This window comes from Microcoleus sp. B3-D2 (genome assembly GCF_036705345.1).
Taxonomy (GTDB): domain Bacteria; phylum Cyanobacteriota; class Cyanobacteriia; order Cyanobacteriales; family Microcoleaceae; genus Microcoleus.
In genome coordinates, this window is sequence record NZ_JAUBUG010000102.1 from 1 (window position 1) to 19,110 (window position 19,110).

Genomic DNA, 19,110 nt, shown 5'->3' on the forward strand with positions numbered 1-19,110 from the left:
TGCCCCGATTGTTCCAGGCTTCGTGATAATCTGGTTTGATGTCTAAGGCTTTGTTGTAGGAGGCTATCGCTTCTTCCCATCTTCCTAAATTACGCAGTGCAATGCCCCGATTGAACCAGGCTTCGTGATAATCTGGTTTGATGTCTAAGGCTTTGTCGTAGGAGGCTATCGCTTCTTCCCATCTTCCTAAATTACGCAGTGCAATGCCCCGATTGAACCAGGCTTCGTGATAATCGGGTTTGATGTCTAAGGCTTTGTCGTAGGAGGCTAGCGCCTTTGCGTATTCTTCAGTAAAGCGATACAAGAAAGCCTGTTGGTGAAACAATTCAGCTTTTTGTTCTGGTGTTTGCCCCTCCTCATCAATTAAAGCTTGAATCCTCATCAATTCCCGTTTCCTTTCTTGGGGAGTCAAAGTTAGATAATCTTCTCGCTTCCATCTTTGGGAACAAGCTTGCTTTGATTCTGCTTGCAAGCTTTCTTCATCCATCGACAACTTAAATAGACTCGATCGCCAATCAAAGAAATCAGGTGCCCGCTGAATAAAATAATCAATAGCAAACTTAGGCAACAGAAAAACAAAACAGATTTTAAAATTATCTCTAAATCGTTCTCGCTGCTGGTTTAAATTAATTAAAACAGGCGGCACACCCCGCCAACTATAAGAGTAAATATCCTTACTTTCCCAGCCGAGCTCCTTTTTTTCTTGTTCGTATTCATAAAGTGAATATTCTAAACCCTGGACGAATAAGACATTGATGCGATCGCAATTTGGCAACTCTTCAATTAGATTGTAAAAATCATAAACCGATTCCTTCAGCCGCAAAACCTCAATATTTTGCTGCGGAATATCTGTTTTAACTCTAGTAATCCAGCGTTCTCCCTCCGCCGGTGAACACTCCACAAACAACAAGCTAAAGCCATCTGTCCGCTTGAGAGTGCGTACGAGAGTTAGATATTCTTCCTCCGGTTCGGCCGGTGGCAAATCTTCGTCCCAATCAATTGCTTCTGGTTTCATGACTGCATTAGTGCAATTGCTTCCTTAAATTGCGGAATGCCTTTAATTAGCGGGTGAACATCATACCAAGGCAGCTTTTCTGCTTCATCATCAAAATATCGGTATTCCAAAATACAGCGGTTAAATAGCAAATTGCGGTGCTGTTCGTCATTATCTATCTCGTGAGAAAGAGATACTTTGGCTAAAATTTGCCATTCATCTTTTCCGGGAGTTCTGCGGTAGACATCCCGCTCTTTGGTGATTGCTCGTTGGGCCGCTTTGGCAGTAATTGGCAAATTTTGTGTTTGATTCACAGCTTCTCGCATCATCTTCATCAAATCCCTAACGTGGCCTCCACTCATCAAGCACAGCCGTTCTAGGGTTTCTTCAGTGTCAAACAATCCTGTTTCTAAAGATAGATTTGGAGCGATTTTTTGCACCCGCTTCTTAATCAACTCTTTAATTTTAGCAAGTCCCGGTTGGTGAGCGCTACCATCTAGATTCTGTACCAGAATCATTGGCAGCACTTGCGGAGTATTGTACTTATCGCTTAAATCAGCAGCGCGGTTAGAATGCACCATGGAAATCGGTACAGTGTAAACGACGTGACAATCTAAAGCTTGGAGTTGTTCGCTGCGGTCTAAGAAAATTTGGTCTAGATTGCTGCGTCCTCCTGCGTCTGCCGCAGAAAATGGCACAATCCGGTCTAAATTATCGGCAATCGCTACCAGTTGCGAATATTTAGTGGGCAACTTTTTTTTAGCGTCGCCAATAAACTCATTTAGCGCATCAATCAGCGTTTGTGTTTGGGGTTCAACTTTTTCTCGGATTTTGTGGCGCAGACTCGGTTGAGTTCTCACATTCGCCGTCAACTTGGCAAACTGACTAATTTGCGCCTCTAAGCTCAATTTTTCAAAAGATATTTCTGTTAGCCCTAAATCTTTTAAATCGTCCCACCGGTCTTTCATCCAATTGAGCAAAGGCTTGGAGTCAGCCTCTTTAATTGCTTCTAATAAGTGTCTGGTGCAAGCTAGCAAAATATCTGTATATTCAGTATCTTCGGGATTGATATCTTCCGCGTCAGCCGCGAAATAAACTACAAAATAACCTTTGTTGTTCAAGTGTTGCTGTAGCCGCAGCAATTCCGTTGATTTTCCAGCACCGCGATGTCCTGCATACAACTGGCAAGTCATCGGTTCTTAACGCTCAATGTTGAGGCCCAAGTCTAGGGTAATATTGTCATCTCCTCGCACTTCCCCACAGTCAACATATTGCGGGTCGCCTGCTGGTAAAGGAGAAGATGGGTTAAAGGCGTTGTAGAGGTCTTTTAGTAGTTTTTCTGTATTTTGAGTCATAAATTTTTTTTAGTATTTTTGGTTTTTTATAGGATCGACCGCAGATTTAAGGCAGATGAACACGGATAAACCCAGATAATTATAAGAAGAGCGATCGAATCTATGCAAAAGGCTGGGTGCACATGGCGCACCCAACAATCACTACTTTTAAGCTTGATATTTTTTCAGAATAGCAACTTTTTCTGGGAAGATTTCGATCGCCATTTTGTCGTCATATCGAGTCGCGAGCGATCGCCTCACTTCGCCCAAAAACAGCGGCTGCGACAGCCCAGGTTCAGGATGTACAACTGTACGAACCCGGATGGTCATGTAGTCTCTGCCCCGCCCAGAGCGCCCTGGAGAGTACAAATCGGCAGCCGCTTGCTGCATCGTTGCTTCTAATTCCGATTCCGTGATCGTAGGCGGCACAGTAACTACTGTTTGAGCGCCGCCTGTATCGTAAACTAAAGAATAGCGAACTGCACCGGGAATTTCTGTGCGGGAAAACAGTCCCAAACCCAGACCAAATATACTCGCAGCAATTACTCCCATAAAGCTTGTCACTCCTACCAATCGGAAGCGAAAACCCCATTTGAAGATAAATGCTATAACAGTTAGAATAGCCAAGGCTACTGTTAGAATTCCCGCCCATTGGGCGTACATTAAAAGGTTAGAATTTACGTTCATTTGTTGACTGTTGACTGTTGACTGTTGATATTAGTTACCGATACCCGATGCCCAATGCCCAATGCCCAATGCCCAATGATTAATTAAGCGTTTCGGCCCATAAGCAGATAAGTCATCATATCGCCTTTCCCCTTCACTGGAATCACGCCGCGCTCCTCAAAAACGTACTTATCCCGCAGGCGTTCGTAGGTAGCAACTGTCACCTGAATGCTGCCGGCGACGCCTTGAGATTCCATCCGGGAAGCTGTATTTACCGTATCTCCCCACAAATCGTAAGTAAATTTTTTAGTACCGATTACCCCAGCTTCTACCGGGCCTGTGTGGATGCCGATGCGGATGCTGAGCGGCTGACCTCCCTTGGTATGTATCTTAGTCATTGCTGCTTGAATTTCCAGCGCCATTTCGGCGATCGACTCGGCGTGGTCGTCGCTGGGCGTCGGCAAACCGCCAACAACCATATAAGCATCGCCGATCGTCTTAATTTTCTCAAGTCCGTAGCGCTCGGCCAACTCGTCAAAAGCCGAAAAAATCTCGTTGAGCAACTCCACCAATTGGGCCGGCGATAAATGAGACGAAAGCTTAGTAAAACCGACTAAATCGGCAAACATCACTGTTACCTCAGCGAAACTGTCTGCGATCGTAATTTCCCCGTGTTTGAGGCGCTGCGCGATCGCCTTCGGTAAAATATTTAACAGCAAACGCTCGGACTTTTCCTTTTCCTGGGCCAACTCATGTAAATACGCCTGTTCCTTATCCCGCAGCCGCTTCTTTTCCAGACAAGCGCTAATTCGAGCCTTGAGCAATACCGGATTGAACGGTTTAGAAAGATAATCCTCCGCCCCCAACTCTATACACCGGACGATACTGTCGATATCGTCCACCGCCGAAATCATAATCACCGGGATGTAGCGCAAATTCTCGTCCGCCTTCAGACTTTCGAGCACCTGATAGCCGTTCATTTGCGGCATCATAATGTCTAAGAGAACCAAATCAAAAGGATCGCTTCGCAACATTTCCAGAGCTTGGAGACCATCTTCAGCAACAGTCACCACATGGCCTTGACGCTGAAGTCGGCGGGCCAGCAAATCGCGGTTTACCTCATTGTCGTCAACAACCAGCACGCTGCCCTCATCACCTTTCATGTCATGGCCTCTTTGAGAAGCGTTTCAATTTTACCCAAAAGTCTGGGAAACTCGACCGGTTTAGTGTCGTAGTCATTGCAGCCGGCCGCAAGACACTTTTCACGATCGCCCGCCATTGCGTGAGCCGTCAGCGCAATCACCGGAATCCTGCTAGTTTCAGGAGCCGCCTTAATTTGCTGCGTTGCTTGCCAGCCGTCGAGAACCGGCAGGCTCATATCCATCAGAATCAAATCGGGTACTTTGGCGAGCGCCATCGACACTCCCTCAGCACCGTCAACAGCAATAAAGACCTCGTGTCCCTTGCGGGCCAGACGCCTGGAAAGCATATCCCTGTTCATTTCGTTATCTTCGACCAACAGGATTTTAGCCATTGGTGTTCTCCTTGCCTTTCGAGTCGTACCTGCGATCGAACCTGTCATTGACTATAGAGCGAACATCGCGCAACAAAGTATCGCAACTGTAGACTCCCTTTTGTAGCACCCGCTCGACGTAGCCGTTTAGTTGCTGGCTTTCGGCCGGTGTCAGGTCTTTCCCCGTGATTACCACAATCGGTATAGGATCTCCCGAATGGGATTTGCGAAGTTCCCCGATCAACTCAAAACCATCCATTTCTGGCAGCGTCAAATCCAGTAATATCAGGTGCGGGCGAGCAACTTTTAGCCGATCGAGAGCAGCGCGTCCGCTGTCAGCTTCCGTTACTGCCCAGCCTTGTGTTTCTAGTACGCATCGCAGTATTTCGCGCGTGGCAACGTCGTCTTCCACAATTAGAATCTGACAGGTCAAATTGTTACTTGCAACGCCGTCTTGGTCGCGTCGGTACTTGTTCAACAAGGCAGCCAGCCGTTTGCCGTCCACTGGTTTGGTGAGGTAGTCCGAGGCACCCAATGCAAAGCCGAGGCTTTTGTTGCCCACAAAGGATAGCAGGATTACGGGAATTTCGGCAAGGTCTGGATCGGCCTTCAGTGCTGAGAGTACCGCCCAGCCGTCCATTCCGGGCATTATCACGTCCAGGGTAATGGCGTCTGGCCGTAGTTGCTTAGCGAGCCGGAGAGCTTGCTCGCCACTGCCGGCGACTTCTATGTGCAGTCCTTGGCGACTGAGGGCGCGCTGGATTAAATCCCGCGAGATCGGGTCGTCGTCCACTACCAGCACCGTGCCGACAGCGGGGGCGTCGGGATGGCTAGTGCTGTCGTGGACTTTGTTGGGGATTTCCGGCTGTTTGATGGCTTTGGGCAAGAGCACGGTGAAAGTAGAGCCTGCGCCCAAGGTGCTGCTGACCTCAATGCTGCCACCCATCATCTGACAGAAGCGCTGGCTGATTGCTAGTCCCAAACCGGTGCCACCGTACTCGCGGGTAGTCGAGGCATCAGCTTGGGTGAAAGGTTGGAAAACTCGCTCCAATTGCTCTTGTGTCATGCCGATGCCGGTGTCGGCGACGCGGAAACTTAAAAATTCGGAGTTGGAAATTAAAATTTGGGAAGATTCCTCTTGATTTTTCCTTTTTAATTGTTCATTTTTAATTCTTTCCACTCCGATCGCAATTCTCCCGTTTTGTGTGAACTTGGCAGCGTTGCTGAGCAAATTAAGCAGCACTTGCCGCACTTTGGTCATGTCCGCGTGCATGGTATCGAGGTTGTCTGGACAGTACACTTCTAGGGTGTTACCGTTTTTATCTACCAGCGGCCTCGCCGTGGCAACAGCACTTTCAATTAAGGTATGGATCTCGAAGGTTTCTAAGTAGAGATCCATTCGGCCTGCTTCAATTTTAGAAATATCTAGGATGTCGTCAATCAGAGACAGCAGGTGTTTGCCGGCGCTGCAGATTTTTTCGAGGTCGGGAACCGATTCGCAACTGCCCAATTCTTCGGCTTCTTCTTGAAGCATTTCGCTGTAGCCGATGATGGCGTTGAGGGGTGTGCGAAGTTCGTGGCTCATGTTGGCGAGAAATGTGCTTTTTGCCCGGTTGGCTGATTCTGCTGCTTCTAGGGCCAACTGCATGGCGGATTCTGCCTGTTTGCGATCGGTGATGTCTTGGACTGTGCCTTCGTAGTACAAAACCCTGCCGTTTTCGTCGCAGATGCTGCGCGCGTTTTCGGAAATCCAGATCTTGCTACCGTCTCGGCGGTATATTTGGGACTCAAATTTTGACACTTGGCGGCGCGCGCGCAATTGGGCCATAAACTCGGCGCGCCGATGGGGGTCAATGTAAAATTGACGGTTGATATCGGTGAGTTCGGCGAGCATTTGGGTACAGGATTCGTAGCCGTAAATTCTGGCTAGTGCGCGATTGCCGCTGAGGTAGTGTCCTGAAGGCGTTGTCTGGAATATGCCTTCGACTGCGTTTTCAAAGATGCTGCGGTATTTTGTTTCGGATTGTCTCAAGGCTGCTTCTGCTCGCTTGCGCTCTAGGACATTGGCGAGCATTTCTCCTACCATTTTTAGCTGTGTGGATATTTCGGTTGCTCGACCTGCTGTTTGCTTTAAGCCATCGAATCCGAGAAATCCTACTAGGTTTTTATTACAAATTAGGGGAATAATTATCATCGATTGAATATTTTGTAGCTGTTTTTTTAATTCTAAATTATTTAGGGAAGCGCCAATCCAAGGTATTGAGGCGGTTGCTGTTTGATTGACTGTTTGGGATGGGGAGTTGGTCTGGAATTCGGCTGGATTTTGACCGATAAAATAGCCAATTTCGGCTTTGGCTGGAGGCGGGAGTTCGCCGATTTCTGGAATATAGAGGCATTCCGCGCGATCGAGTTTTTCTGCGATCCAAGGGATTTGTGCGATGTCTATTTGTTCGTAGGTGCTGTCTTTGACTGCCGGAATGCTTTCGCCGCACCACTCGTAGCTTTTGTCGGCGCGGGTTTTGTCTTCTGATAACAGGTAGATGTAACTGCGGTCAAACCCGCTCAAGGTGGCTATCGCTTCCAGGGTTCGATCGATGCCTTTGTCTATTTCTGATAAGGGCTGACTGATGAAATTGGTTGACAAACGGGCAATCAACTGAGCGAATTCTATTCTATACTGCAAAGATTCTTCTATTTTTTTTAGTTTGGTAACGTCTCGAAAGCTCCAGACTCTACCGACTGTTTTCGCTCCGACTTTTGATGGCAACGAATTTAATTCAAGAATTTTTCCGTCTTTAAATTCTAATAATTCGCTGATTTGAGTATCTGAATCTGCCGACACTTTGATCACGTTTTGGAGAAATCGTTGCGGGTATTTTAATTGTTCCCTGTCGAAGGGGAATCCTGTTTTGATTGTGTTTTTGAGTGTGGCGAAGGTCGATCGGCTCAACTTTCCTTGGCTGGCGGACAAACCCCACATCTCTAGAAATTTCTGATTATAATTACATATATTGCCGTTTCTGTCAACCGCCAGAATTCCTGCATCTGTAGATTTTAGAACTGCTTGCAGTATCGAGAGCCATTGCTTGTGTTCTCTAGTGTCAAAAAACACCAAGACTGATATTTCGCCGCGCTCAACTGCGGGATGGAAAAAATAGGAAACTGGTAACATCTTGCCGTCGCGACACAAAAACTCGTCGTCCCAATTGTTGCAAGGTTGACAGGAAGCGATCGCCTCTTGTAAATCTAGTGTAGGTGCGATCGGCCTATCTTCACTCTTGCTTGGCAACTGTTTCGGAGCCGTCAAAACTTGGGATTTGTTGCCTTTCTTTTGCTTCCCGATGCGCTCTAGCAGGGAAACGCCTGCAAGTTCCGACTCTCGCCACCCCAGCAACCGTTCGGCCTCTGGATTCACTGAAATTACACAGCCCTTCGCGTCAAGGATACACAATCCCGCCCCCAAACTGTTGACACTCGCCCGCAGTCGATCGAATTCTGAAGCTGTTGGAGAGTCTTGAGGGGACTGGGGCGACTCAGTTACATCCTTGAGCGCCACCGTCTGCAAGTTAAAACAATCTTCCTGCTGAAGTTCTTGCTGACTCTGAACTCGGTCATAGGTACAACTTACCTGCTCTAATAAAAGCTGCCACTGCTCAGCAGTGGGAGGGGGAGACTCGCCGACTAAACCGAGCTGTTCGAGTTGGCGCTGGAGGTGGGGGTGCATATTTTCGGGCGCTTTGTAGGCAACTTTCTACAGTATATCTTTATTAATTAATAGTATATATACGTAGGTATACGGTTAGGGGACAAGTACGCGATCGAAGTCTATAACAGGTTTTATTGAGAAGCCGAGGGATCGTGTCTCCTCTCCAAAATCTTTCAAACTGCGCTAATTATATTAATTTTCAGAACTTTTAAGGGTTGTCAACTAACTAATCCTCGGAATGTCGGCAGCACCCTCAAAAATAATAATATCATCTTATCAAGTCAATAGTCCGAAAACTTTTGGTAACGATACTACAAGTTTTACAGGACAAGGACAATAAAAAAGTAAAATTAAATGCAAGTCACGGGTGGAGAGGGCATTGATTTAATTATCCAAAGTCGCTCAAAGTCAAACGAGAATAAGCCATTGGAGCAGAGAAAAACTGTCCGGAGTATTGACCGAGTGAACTTACCCTCAAAAACTAGGTGGGTTCCAAAAAACGATCGCTTACGCTTGTAGTGGAGTGGAAAAATTATTATTCTCATGCCAGCGGAAACGATTTAAGGGTTTTTCGTACTTACTCATAAATTAATTATGGTTATCTAACCCGACCTAATCTTCTACCTCTATATTAGAAAAGCCTAAGAAAAAGACTGACTTGATAGTGTGATAAATTATCTGCAAAATATCCCTAACTGCTAGCGAAATAATTAGCAACTGGCGGAGGCAAAGAAAATTTGCAGGCATCGAAAATAACTGTCAAAAAAATATTATTCGTCAGACTTTTCGGTTGAGATCGAAAGGTCGCTGAAAATAGCTGGCAGCCGAATGGTAAAAGTAGAACCTTTGCCCACCTCGCTGAATGCAGTAATGTCTCCCCCCATCATTTCGCAGAATTTCTTAGTAATCGTCAGCCCCAAACCAGTGCCGCCATACTTCTTAGTAGTTGAGGAATCGGCTTGGGTGAAAGGCTCAAAGATTCTGGCTAACTGTTCGGGACTCATGCCAATGCCGGTATCTTTGACCGTAAAAAAGATCCAATCTTGACCGGAAGATAACAGAGACAAGCTATTTTCAGCTTGGCCACCTCCTCTATACGCTCCAAGTCTTTTGGCTTTCTTTGCAGCGTCGGCGCGGGTTTCGACGGATCGGGTAACGGCGAAGGTAATCGCGCCGGAGCGAGTAAATTTCGCGGCATTGCTGAGGAGGTTGAGCAGAGACTGCCGGAGTTTAGTCAAGTCGGTGTGCATCGAGCCAATATCCTTGGGGCATTGTATTTCTAGGATATTGCTATTTTTGTCTGCCATCGGCCCGATCGTGGTTACTACTTGCTCAACCAGAGTTGAAATGGTGAAGGTTTCGAGGTGGAAGTCGATGCGGCCTGCTTCAATTTTGGTCAAGTCGAGAATATCTTTAATCAGCGCTAGTAGGTGCTGGCCGGCCGTGTTAATTCTCTGGAGGTCGTCAATGAATTCTTCGGCACCGAGGTCTCGGGCGTCTTCTTGCAGGAGCTCGCTGTAGCCGATGATGGCGTTGAGGGGGGTTCTGAGTTCGTGACTCATGTTGGCTAGAAAAATGCTTTTTGAGCGATTGGCAGCTTCGGCGGCTACTGCGGCCCGGCGGAATTCTTCGGAACGCAAGCGTTCGGTGATGTCGCTGGTCATGATTAAAACGCACTGAGTGCTGCCGAGGTCGATGAGTTCCATTGACAGCAGCCAGTCGCGCACTTCGCCGACTTTGGTGCGAATTTTGATTTCTTGATTGCTGATCGAATTTTGTGATTCCAAAATCTGGGCGAGCCGCCCCCCGTCTTCTGAATTGACAAACATTCTTAAGTCGCTGGGAGTGCGGCCGATAAATTCGTGCCGCAGCCAGCCTAATGAGCGCAAAAAGCTTTCGTTGGCATCGAGGAAGCATCCGTCTGTGAGGGTGCAGATGCTGATGCCGACTGGGGAGGCGTGAAAAGCCTTGGAAAATCTTTCTTCTGAAGAACGCAGGGCGGCTTCGGCTTGCTTTCTGTCTGTGATGTCTTGGACGGTGCTGCTGATGTATAGGGAGTTGACGGCGGCTTGTTCGTAGACTGTGCGGTTGCTACCGTCGGGGAGTATGAGCCTGTAGTCGATGCTGTAAGGCTGTTGCTGAAATAGAGCGGCTTCGATCAAGGTTTTGACTAATTCTCTGTCTTCAGGGTGTACGTATTCCAAGAAGGCTTCCAGGCTGGGTTCAAAAGTTCCCGGCCGCTGTCCCAGGATGCGATAAATTTCCTCTGACCACCGCAATTGCTGGGTGTTGCGGTCTAAGTCCCAGTTGCCTAGTTGGGCGATGCGCTGGGCGTTGGCAAGGCTGGCTTCGCTGGCGCGCAGGGAAGCTTCTGCTTGGTGGCGTTCGGCGACGGTGGCGGCTAAGACTAAGCCGGTGACGGCGATGACGGCGATGAAGGCTTGCAGGGATAACAGTGCTTGGGGCATACTGCTGGCGTGTTTGAGGAAGGGGCCGCTGCGTCGGGCTATGCCCCAGATGGCGAAGCCGCAGAGGATGAAGTTGGAGAGGGCCGTGTAGCGCTGGCCGAATCGAAAGGCAGCCCAAACTACTAGGGGAAATGGTAAGTATTCGAGGGGATAGCGGGCGTAGGCGGCGCGGGTGCGGGAGCAGAAGACGAGCCAGCCGACTGCTAGTAGCAGCAGCAGCCAAATCGCTCGTTCAGCTATCTTTTTACGATGGTTGGGGACTCTGGGCAATTGTTGCCACGTCAGCAGCAGCGGGGCGACGAGCAAAATTCCCATAGCGTCTCCCACCCACCAAGTCCCCCAAATCGTACCCAAATCGCTCCAGCTAGATAAACCGGTCAGGCATACGAGGATGCTGCCGATGGTGGAGTTGATCAGGGTAGAGCCCAAGGCTGCTAGTCCGACTATTCCTAAAACGTCTTTGAGCCGATCGAGCCCGGCGCTAAAGTTAATGCGCTGGAGTAGATAAGTTCCCGTCCACGCTTGCAGGGTTCTGGCGGCTGCCGAAATCAATGCCGTGCCTATGTTGGCCGACGGTACGCTCATGCTGAACAGGAAGCCTCCGAGCGCGATTCCCGGCCACAGTTGCCGCCCAAACAGCAGCAGGGCGACTTGGGCAATTCCTGCTGCTGGCCACATCGGGTAAATTTCTGAACTGAGGGTGAGGGTGGAAATTGCGAATTGCGACGCCCAATAGTAGACCAGGGCGATCGCGCCTACTGCGAGGAAGTACCGCCAGGAATGTCCTTTGATTGCGTTAAGGAACTTTGTCTGCATTGTCGTTTGGGGAAAAGGTGGACGGTTGTTGGGATCTCAGTAGATGGCACGGGACAGGCACAGGGTAGAGAAAATGTTTCTATTAGGTGATGGTAGGTCATGGGTGGTAGGTAGTGGGAGAAGCTTTTGAGCTAACTTTTTGTGGTGCCGTTGAGGGAGCGGTTTTTTTTGTTCGATCAAATCTGCCCATGAATTTCGGGAGTATTGCTTTTTTGTAAATATATCTCTAATGGCTAAGCAATTGGTTTATAAATTTTGGGTTTTTATTAAAGATTTATTACCTAGCGACAGCGGGTGTCTTTTTGTGTCGGGCGAGCGCAACCCAATTCACCCTAACATTTTGCACCGTACTCAATAATACTTAAAATACCTAAAATACCAATAACAGCGACGTAAAATTTCTGCTTTTATGTAAGTGTGGAACCAGAAACACGGTTTCTGATTATAAGTGGAGGCGGGAGTGATTTTCACTAGCTTTTTCATCAATCAATCGAGGTTTAAAGTCTTTCGGGAGAATACAGTGAAAGCTGATAACTAACAGCCAAAAAAATATTTTTTATTGTCTATTTCTCTTTGGCTGTTGCAATATCTAAGGTTAGTGTCAAACGCTCTTGAGATTCTTTAAGGGCGTCTTGGGGGTTGCGGCCCAGAAGGGTTGCCTCTATGGCGCGACCGAGGTTTTCTGACAGGCGGGAGTAACCTGATATAATGGGTCGCGCTCTGGCTGAGTTCATTTGTTCTAAAAATACTCGCAAAACAGGGTTTTTTTCCACAAAGCTTTGATAAGCTTGGCTCTGTCTCGATTTTAAGTTAATGGGCAAGTAACCTGTTCCCAATGCCCATGCTGTTTGGAATTCTTCACCTATAACGTATTCTAAGAATACTAGGGCTGCTCGCTCTCGTTCTGGCGAGGTTTTCATTAAAAATAGGTTTTCACCCCCTACGACGGCTGCGGGGCGTTTGAGGAGCGGTAAAGGCATTGCTGCGTAGTCGATCGCGCTTTGCTGCAACTGTGCTAGCGTCCACGGCCCGGTGATTTGCATGGCGACTTTCCCGGCGATGAAGTTGTCGAGTTCGTAACCGCGTTCGGGTGCTGACAATATTGCTGAACCTTCTTTTAACAAGTCGCTCCACAATTCTAAGGCGGCGTGAGAACCGGGATTATCTATTTGGGGTACAGGACTTTGAGGTATTTCGCCTTTGAGTTCGCCGCCTGCGCTGAACATGAATGGCAGCCAGGTAAATACTGTCCATTCTCCCTTGCCTAGGGGGAGCACTATGCCGTGTTGGTCTGTGCGGCCGTCTCCGTTGGTGTCTCGCGTGAGCGATCGGGCTGTTTGCTTTAATTGCGCCCAATTCTGCGGCACTTTTTTGATTCCTGCTGCTGCAAATAAGCTGGGACGGTAAAAGATGGCGACGTTGTTTGTCGCTAGGGGAACTGACCAAGTGTGTCCGCCGAGTTCCATTGACTCGAAGAGTGCCGGGTAGATTTCCGCTTTCCGGGGCGATTTGTCGAGCCAGTTTTCTAAGGGTTCAATTGCGTTTAGTTCTGCTAGTTTTCCTGAAATTGTGGCAGCATTCCAAAGCAAATCCGGCGGTGCATTTCCAACTATTGCTGTTAGTATTTTTGGGAGTTGTTGGTCGGGCTGGCCGATATAAACTGGTTTGATATGGATGTTGGGATGAGTTTTGTTGAATTTGTCTGTTAGGGTTTGAAATACGTCGCGATTTGGCGGCGGATTGATGCCGTGCCACAGTGTGAGTTCGATCGGTTCGCCGTTTTTTGAGGCTGGGGTTGTGCTGTTTTGACAGCCGCTTAGTATGAGCAGATTTAAGGTAATTAAAATGCCGACGGCTATTTTGAGCGGTCTTTTAATTGCTTTGGATAATTGGGAGAAAATCATTTGTTAGTTGGATTAATGGAAGAATATTTTTTTTAGGGCAGATGCACGCGGATGGACGCGGATAGTTAGATGTTGGTAAAACGAGCTAAATCTAGAAAATCTGCTCGTAGCTGATTTCTCTCTCCATCCGAGGTGTTTTGAAACAAAACGGTGAAAGCTCCTGCTCCTAGTCTATCTTGCGGCCACATCCGATAGCAAGGAATTTCTGTCAGGTGCGATCGATATTTTTCTAAATGAGGAACAGTGACTGGCCCAAATTCGGGGAATTTGTTTAACAGCCATTCGCTGACTTGTTCATTTTATGCGGTTGAATAAGTGCAGGTCATGTATGCAAGATAACCTTGCGGCGCTACAATTTTAGCAGAATTGGCTAAAATTATTTTTTGGCGGTTGGCATTGCTGTTGATGGTGACATTATGAAAGCAGCCGGGTGCTTTGTCTCCTTTTGCTAAGAGTGATTGACCAGTACAAGGAGCGTCTACTATTACTAAATTAGCCGTTTGTGGCATCTTTTCGGCAAGTATTTTTGAATCGACGTTGGCGGCGGCGGATGGGTTAATTTGGCAGCGTCTTAAATTAGAGATCAGCATTCCCATGCGTTTGCCTATGACTTCGTTGCACAACAGCAATTCTGGGTTTAATGTTTTCCAGGAAAATATACTTTTTCCTCCGGGGGTGGCGCACATATCTCAGATTAGTTTGACTGGCTGGGGTATGGTTAACAATGTGGAGGCTGCGAATATTGAGCAAAAGTCGAGACAGTAGTAATGTCCTGCTTGATGTAAGGAATGTTTTCCCGGCTGGGATTCTAAGGCTAGTCTATCTACAAATTCTGGTTGCCAAGCAACTGGAATTTCGATCTCAAATGGGTTTTCTGTAGGTTTTGGTTGCACCCACAAGATAGCAGGATTAAAAGCTTGGGGATTGGTGACGGCATGAATAAACTTTTCTTGTGCGGCGGTGTCGGCAAATAAGCTGCGGCTGAGTTTAAGCAGGATATTCGACGGTTTTTCCATGTTCGAGGAGATATGATCGCAATTTTGACAACTTTACCACCTATAGATTGTAGGCGATCGTCCTTCGGAACACCCCTCTCTCACTTTAATCAAGCAGTCCTAGGGTGCGTCGCCATTAAAAATCCCAAAGAGGGGTGGGGGCGGGTTTTGATCGTTTGTCGATGGGTAGCAAATATGTGGATGAACCCGCCCCTGCATGAATGGTAAAATTATTGGTATAATCTTCAATAAAATCCGTAAGGACGGGTTCAGCGCTCAATTTTGCCACCCACCAATCATCTGAATAAACCCGCCCCCACCCCAGCAACAGCCCCAAATAACGCTTAGATTCCATCAATATCTGGTTGCTCAAACCTTAACCCTACAAAATAGGAGCATTTTTTTATGACGAAAGCATTGCCAGGAAAAAAAAGTGTTTTGGTTCAGATTAGAGATGATGCTAATGCGAAACTTTTTTCGACAAAATATCAAGCAGATATCCAAGCTGAAACCGCCCTCTCTATTGCTAACATCAATGCAGACACTGCGATTTGTATTGCCAAGATTAATTCAGAAAACGCTAACAAACAAATAAAGCTACAAGAAAATATTTCTATTCTCCAAGCCTTGCAACATCAAGCCACCCTTGATGTCACAAGGGAACAAGGCGAATTAAACCGAGGTTTACAGCAATACCTCGCAGAAATGAATATTGCTTTTCAAGGCCATGAAGGTATGCTTAACCGCGAGTTACAAGATAAATTAGCGCAATTAAATTGGGATTTTCAAGCCAATGAAGGCCAACTCAACCGCGAACACAGCGCCCAACTAGAAGTATTGCGCGCCGAATTGCAAAAATTCTGCATCGCCGAACAGCGTCAACTCCAACTAGAATTAAAACAGTTAGATGCTCTTTTAGCACGAGAGATTGCTCAGGCAAATCGCGAAACAGCAATTGCCACCATTGTCAAACAAAAAAACTTAGAAAATTCCCCAATTTTAGTCACCGCCGAAAACCTTATTGCCAACATCAACCCCGAAGATACACCCATTTTACGAGTTTTCTTATCACCGCCAGTCTTGACTCACGATGCTGCTAAACCAAATCAAAACTTTCCGGTATCTGAGGAATTTTTAAGCAATTATCTGCGAAACTTCCTAGACAAGTATATCACCGAGGGCCGGCCAGTGCAATTTATGGGCGGTTATTGGCGGAGTAATGTTTTTCGGGAAGAAGCGGCGGCGGAAAACTTATTTGCAGGTTTGCGGGTAATTCCCACACTCATTTTAGACTCATCCGCCACGCCCGATGACTTTTATTTGCGCTTTGGCTTTTGGCATATTAATTTCAAAAAATATCGTTACCAAACCCCAATTCATCAATTACCTTGGGTTGAGGTATTGTATGATTGTGCCAAACAACGGGCTGTGAATTGGCAAGGGAAACGACAAGCGTATATTGACTCTGGTAAGCCTGTGGCTGATTTTGATAGCCGTTATGGTGAGGAAACAGTTCAAGGCTATCAGCAAAATTTACGAATTTCGGAAATTGAACGCGGTGCCCTAGAGGAAGGAGAAGATTTAAACGAAATTCATCGCCCTTATCATTTGCACAAAAATGATTACAATGATTTGGCAGAATTTATCGGAATACTCCATGCTTTAATCGCGGGGTTAATTGTTGATGAATATTGTCTGATGTTTCTGCCTCCAGATGAGCGAAAAACACCTTTATTGCCGCAGTTACTCCCGGAAATGTTGGCAAAAATGCCCGCAGAGGAACAGCAGACTGTCATAGAAATTGCCGTGGGTTATTATCAGGCATTATATGACAACTTGGCTGAAGAAGAGTCGGCATTAATTCCTGATTTGCGTTTGGATTTAGCTGTATCTCTGTTGAGTTTGGTAGACAAGCAGTGGGCCGCAGCACAGTTATATTTGTCTGTCCAAGATTGGTTAAAGCTGCATGGTTTGCCGATTCCAGAACAAAGTCAGTTATTAAATGCTTTGGCTGCGGCTTTAACCATTGATGATTTGCCCTATGTAACCAAGCTAAATCAATGTTTGCAAGGTTTTGGGGCGGATTTACAACTAAGCGTCATTGAGTCTTGTTGGCAACGGGGTTTACAACGAGCAAACAATGGGGAATATTCCTCGGCTATTACAGATTTTTCTCAAGTTTTACAGTTAGATAGTTCTCGCTTAGACGCGAATTTTCAGCGCGCTTTGGCTTACGATCAAATTGGTGAGTATCAGGGAGCGGTCGCAGATTTCGATCGGGTGTTGCAACTTAATCCCAATGACGCTGATGTTTACCACCATCGCGGCTTAGTTTATCAGAAGTTAGGACAGTTAGAACAGGCAGTTAAAGATTTTAATCTGGCCTTGCAACTCAATCCGAGTTTACCAGGTGTTTCGCACACTCGCGATGTTGCGTTGGGTGTATTAAAGGATAGAAACCAGGAAGCGGAAGTAAAGATTCAACGGCGGGAACCAGAAGAAAGCGAACGTCAACAGCGGAAAGCCGAAGCCGAACGTTTGCGCCGGGAGGAAAAAGCGAGCAAAGGTAAAGAATTTACTTTTGAAATCATTACGGTGGACAAGAATGGAAAACGAAGTAGCAAGCAGTCGGGGAAAGCTTATCAGAAAGACGAAGATTTAGGCAATGGAATTAAGCTGGAAATGGTGTATATCCCAGCGGGTAGCTTTATGATGGGTTCACCGTTGGAAGAAGGTAATGATTATGCACGTCCACCACATCAAGTTACTTTTGCCCAACCATTCTATTTAGGGAAATATGCCATTACTCAAGAACAATGGCAAGCAGTCATGGGAAATAACCCTTCTGGTTTTAAAGGTGCGAAGCGTCCTGTAGAAAAGGTATCGTGGAATGATGCTGTAAGTTTTTGTCAGAAGCTATCGAAGAAAACCGGGAAAAACTATCGTTTGCCAAGTGAGGCGGAATGGGAATATGCTTGTCGCGCAGGTACAACAACACCTTTTCACTTTGGTCTAACAATTACCCCCGATTTAGTTAATTATGATGGCAATGTTCCCTACGGCTGGGCACCCAGAGGACTTTATCGCGAAGAAACAACACCAGTGGGGAGTTTTCCGCCGAATGCCTTTGGTTTATACGATATGCACGGAAATGTTGGCGAATGGTGTGCTGATCCTTGGCATGGCTATTATAACGGCGCACCATCTGATGGTAGTTCCTGGGAAACTGGCGGAGATAATAGTTATGACCGAGTGCGGCGTGGTGGTTCGTGGGCCGCCTCTGCAGCCACTTGCCGTACTGCCACCCGCGGCTATCATACTGCGGGCCTGTCGAACTGGCTCTCTGGTTTTCGTATAGTGGAGGCTTTGGCTCTCCAGCCGGAAGGCGAAGCCGAGCGTTTGCGCCGGGAAGCCAAAGAAAGGGAACGTCAGCAGCGGGAAGAGGAAGCCGAACGTTTGCGCCGGGAAGCCGAAGCAAGAGAACGTCAACAGCGGGAAGCCGCAGCGAAATCTTTGCATCAGGAAGCCGAACCTAGCAAAAATAAACCATTTACTTTTGAAATCATTAAGGTAGACAAGAATGGGAAACAAAATAGTAAGGAGTCGGGGGAAGCTTATCAACAAGACGAAGATTTAGGCAATGGAATTAAGCTGGAAATGGTGCAGATCCCAGCGGGTAGTTTTATGATGGGTTCACCGTCGGGAGAAGGTAATGATAATGAACGCCCGCAACATCAGGTCACTTTTGCCCAACCATTTTATATCGGAAAATATCCCATTACCCAAGAACAATGGCAAGCGGTGATGGGATATAACCCTTCTCATTTTAAAGGTGCGAAGTGGCCTGTAGAAAATGTAGCATGGTATCAGGCCGTAAGTTTTTGTCAGAAGCTATCAAAGAAAACCGGAAAAAACTATCGTTTGCCGAGTGAGGCGGAATGGGAATATGCTTGTCGGGCAGGTACAACTACAGCTTTTCACTTTGGTCCAACAATTACCCCAGATTTAGTTAATTATGATGGCAATGTTCCCTACGGCTGGGCACCCAGAGGACTTTATCGCGAAGAAACAACACCAGTGGGGAGTTTTCCGCCGAATGCCTTTGGTTTATACGATATGCACGGAAATGTTTGGGAATGGTGTGCTGATCCTGGACATGGAAATTATAACGGCGCACCCTCTGATGGTAGTTCCTGGGAAACTGGCGGAAATGATTACCGTGTGCTGCGTGGTGGTTCGTGGGACAACAATGCGGTCGATTGCCGTGCTGCATACCGCCACAACTCTGCGGGCTCCTCGTACATCAGAAACAGGGGTTTTCGTGTAGTGGAAGCTTCCGCTCTCCCTTCCTGGCTATCTTGGCTGTGTGTACTCTTCTTTGCTTTTTTGCTCTTTTTCATTTTTCCTCTAGTGCGTTAGCGCTTTAAAAAAATTTCAGGAGTGATAGCAAATCCGGTTAAATATACATAATTTCGGTAGGGGCTGGTTCACCCAAATATTTGCCACCAATCGACAAATTATCAAACCCGCCCCCACCCCACCGAGATGTTAAATAATTGATGAAATTTAAGGGTTGGTTGAGGTTATTGGTTGGGTGGGGGCGGGTTTATAGATATTTGGAGTGCCAATTAGAGATTGTTGGTGAACCCGCCCCTTGTATCTTAAAAGAGTGAGCTAGCCGATCGCCACGTCATTGATTCGATCATACCGACAA

13 protein-coding genes are annotated in these 19,110 nt (G+C 47.0%); 1 reads left to right on the forward strand and 12 read right to left on the reverse strand.

Translation table 11 applies throughout. The features are described from left to right. From QUB14_RS26145 to QUB14_RS26200, 12 genes are all read right to left on the reverse strand, one after another. Positions 1 to 1,015: tetratricopeptide repeat protein (locus QUB14_RS26145; protein ID WP_333297385.1), on the reverse strand; the 1,015-nt coding region annotated here is incomplete at its 3' end. Then, entirely contained in the window at positions 1,012 to 2,187 is a 1,176-nt protein-coding gene (locus QUB14_RS26150) for an ATP-binding protein (protein ID WP_333220779.1), read from the reverse strand. The genes QUB14_RS26150 and QUB14_RS26145, both read right to left, overlap by 4 nt. 6 nt (positions 2,188 to 2,193) lie before the next feature. Next, positions 2,194 to 2,349 (reverse strand): hypothetical protein, encoded by a 156-nt coding sequence (locus QUB14_RS26155; RefSeq protein WP_333220778.1) that lies wholly within the window; start codon positions 2,347 to 2,349, stop codon positions 2,194 to 2,196. A 147-nt stretch (positions 2,350 to 2,496) separates the two neighbouring features. Then, positions 2,497 to 3,015, reverse strand: a complete 519-nt coding sequence (locus tag QUB14_RS26160) for a Ycf51 family protein (protein WP_006631825.1) — start codon at positions 3,013 to 3,015, stop codon at positions 2,497 to 2,499. Positions 3,016 to 3,098: 83 nt separating this feature from the next. Beyond that, on the reverse strand, positions 3,099 to 4,157 hold the full coding sequence (locus tag QUB14_RS26165; protein WP_333220776.1) for an adenylate/guanylate cyclase domain-containing protein: 1,059 nt from the start codon (positions 4,155 to 4,157) through the stop codon (positions 3,099 to 3,101). Then, positions 4,154 to 4,528: a response regulator gene (locus tag QUB14_RS26170; protein WP_006631823.1), complete on the reverse strand. Its 375-nt coding sequence runs from the start codon at positions 4,526 to 4,528 to the stop codon at positions 4,154 to 4,156. The genes QUB14_RS26165 and QUB14_RS26170 overlap by 4 nt, the downstream gene beginning before the upstream one ends. Beyond that, positions 4,521 to 8,231: a response regulator gene (locus tag QUB14_RS26175; protein WP_333220773.1), complete on the reverse strand. Its 3,711-nt coding sequence runs from the start codon at positions 8,229 to 8,231 to the stop codon at positions 4,521 to 4,523. Before QUB14_RS26175 ends, QUB14_RS26170 begins: the two co-directional genes overlap by 8 nt. 752 nt (positions 8,232 to 8,983) lie before the next feature. Beyond that, the gene (locus QUB14_RS26180; RefSeq protein ID WP_333220771.1) at positions 8,984 to 11,497 is read right to left on the reverse strand and encodes an MASE1 domain-containing protein; all 2,514 of its coding nucleotides are present in this window, start codon (positions 11,495 to 11,497) and stop codon (positions 8,984 to 8,986) included. Between the two features lie 563 nt (positions 11,498 to 12,060). Then, entirely contained in the window at positions 12,061 to 13,401 is a 1,341-nt protein-coding gene (locus QUB14_RS26185; RefSeq protein ID WP_333220769.1) for an ABC transporter substrate-binding protein, read from the reverse strand. Positions 13,402 to 13,700: 299 nt separating this feature from the next. Next, positions 13,701 to 14,087 carry a hypothetical protein gene (locus QUB14_RS26190; RefSeq protein ID WP_333220767.1) on the reverse strand — a complete coding sequence of 129 codons (387 nt, stop codon included), beginning with the start codon at positions 14,085 to 14,087 and terminating at the stop codon, positions 13,701 to 13,703. A gap of 3 nt (positions 14,088 to 14,090) precedes the next feature. Beyond that, entirely contained in the window at positions 14,091 to 14,417 is a 327-nt protein-coding gene (locus QUB14_RS26195; RefSeq protein WP_333220765.1) for a hypothetical protein, read from the reverse strand. A gap of 115 nt (positions 14,418 to 14,532) precedes the next feature. Continuing rightward, positions 14,533 to 14,751 (reverse strand): hypothetical protein, encoded by a 219-nt coding sequence (locus tag QUB14_RS26200; protein ID WP_333220763.1) that lies wholly within the window; start codon positions 14,749 to 14,751, stop codon positions 14,533 to 14,535. Between the two features lie 50 nt (positions 14,752 to 14,801). On the opposite strand from QUB14_RS26200, the gene QUB14_RS26205 reads away from it, so the two are divergent. Then, positions 14,802 to 18,815, forward strand: a complete 4,014-nt coding sequence (locus QUB14_RS26205; RefSeq protein WP_333220761.1) for an SUMF1/EgtB/PvdO family nonheme iron enzyme — start codon at positions 14,802 to 14,804, stop codon at positions 18,813 to 18,815. The last annotated feature ends 295 nt before the right edge of the window (positions 18,816 to 19,110 follow it).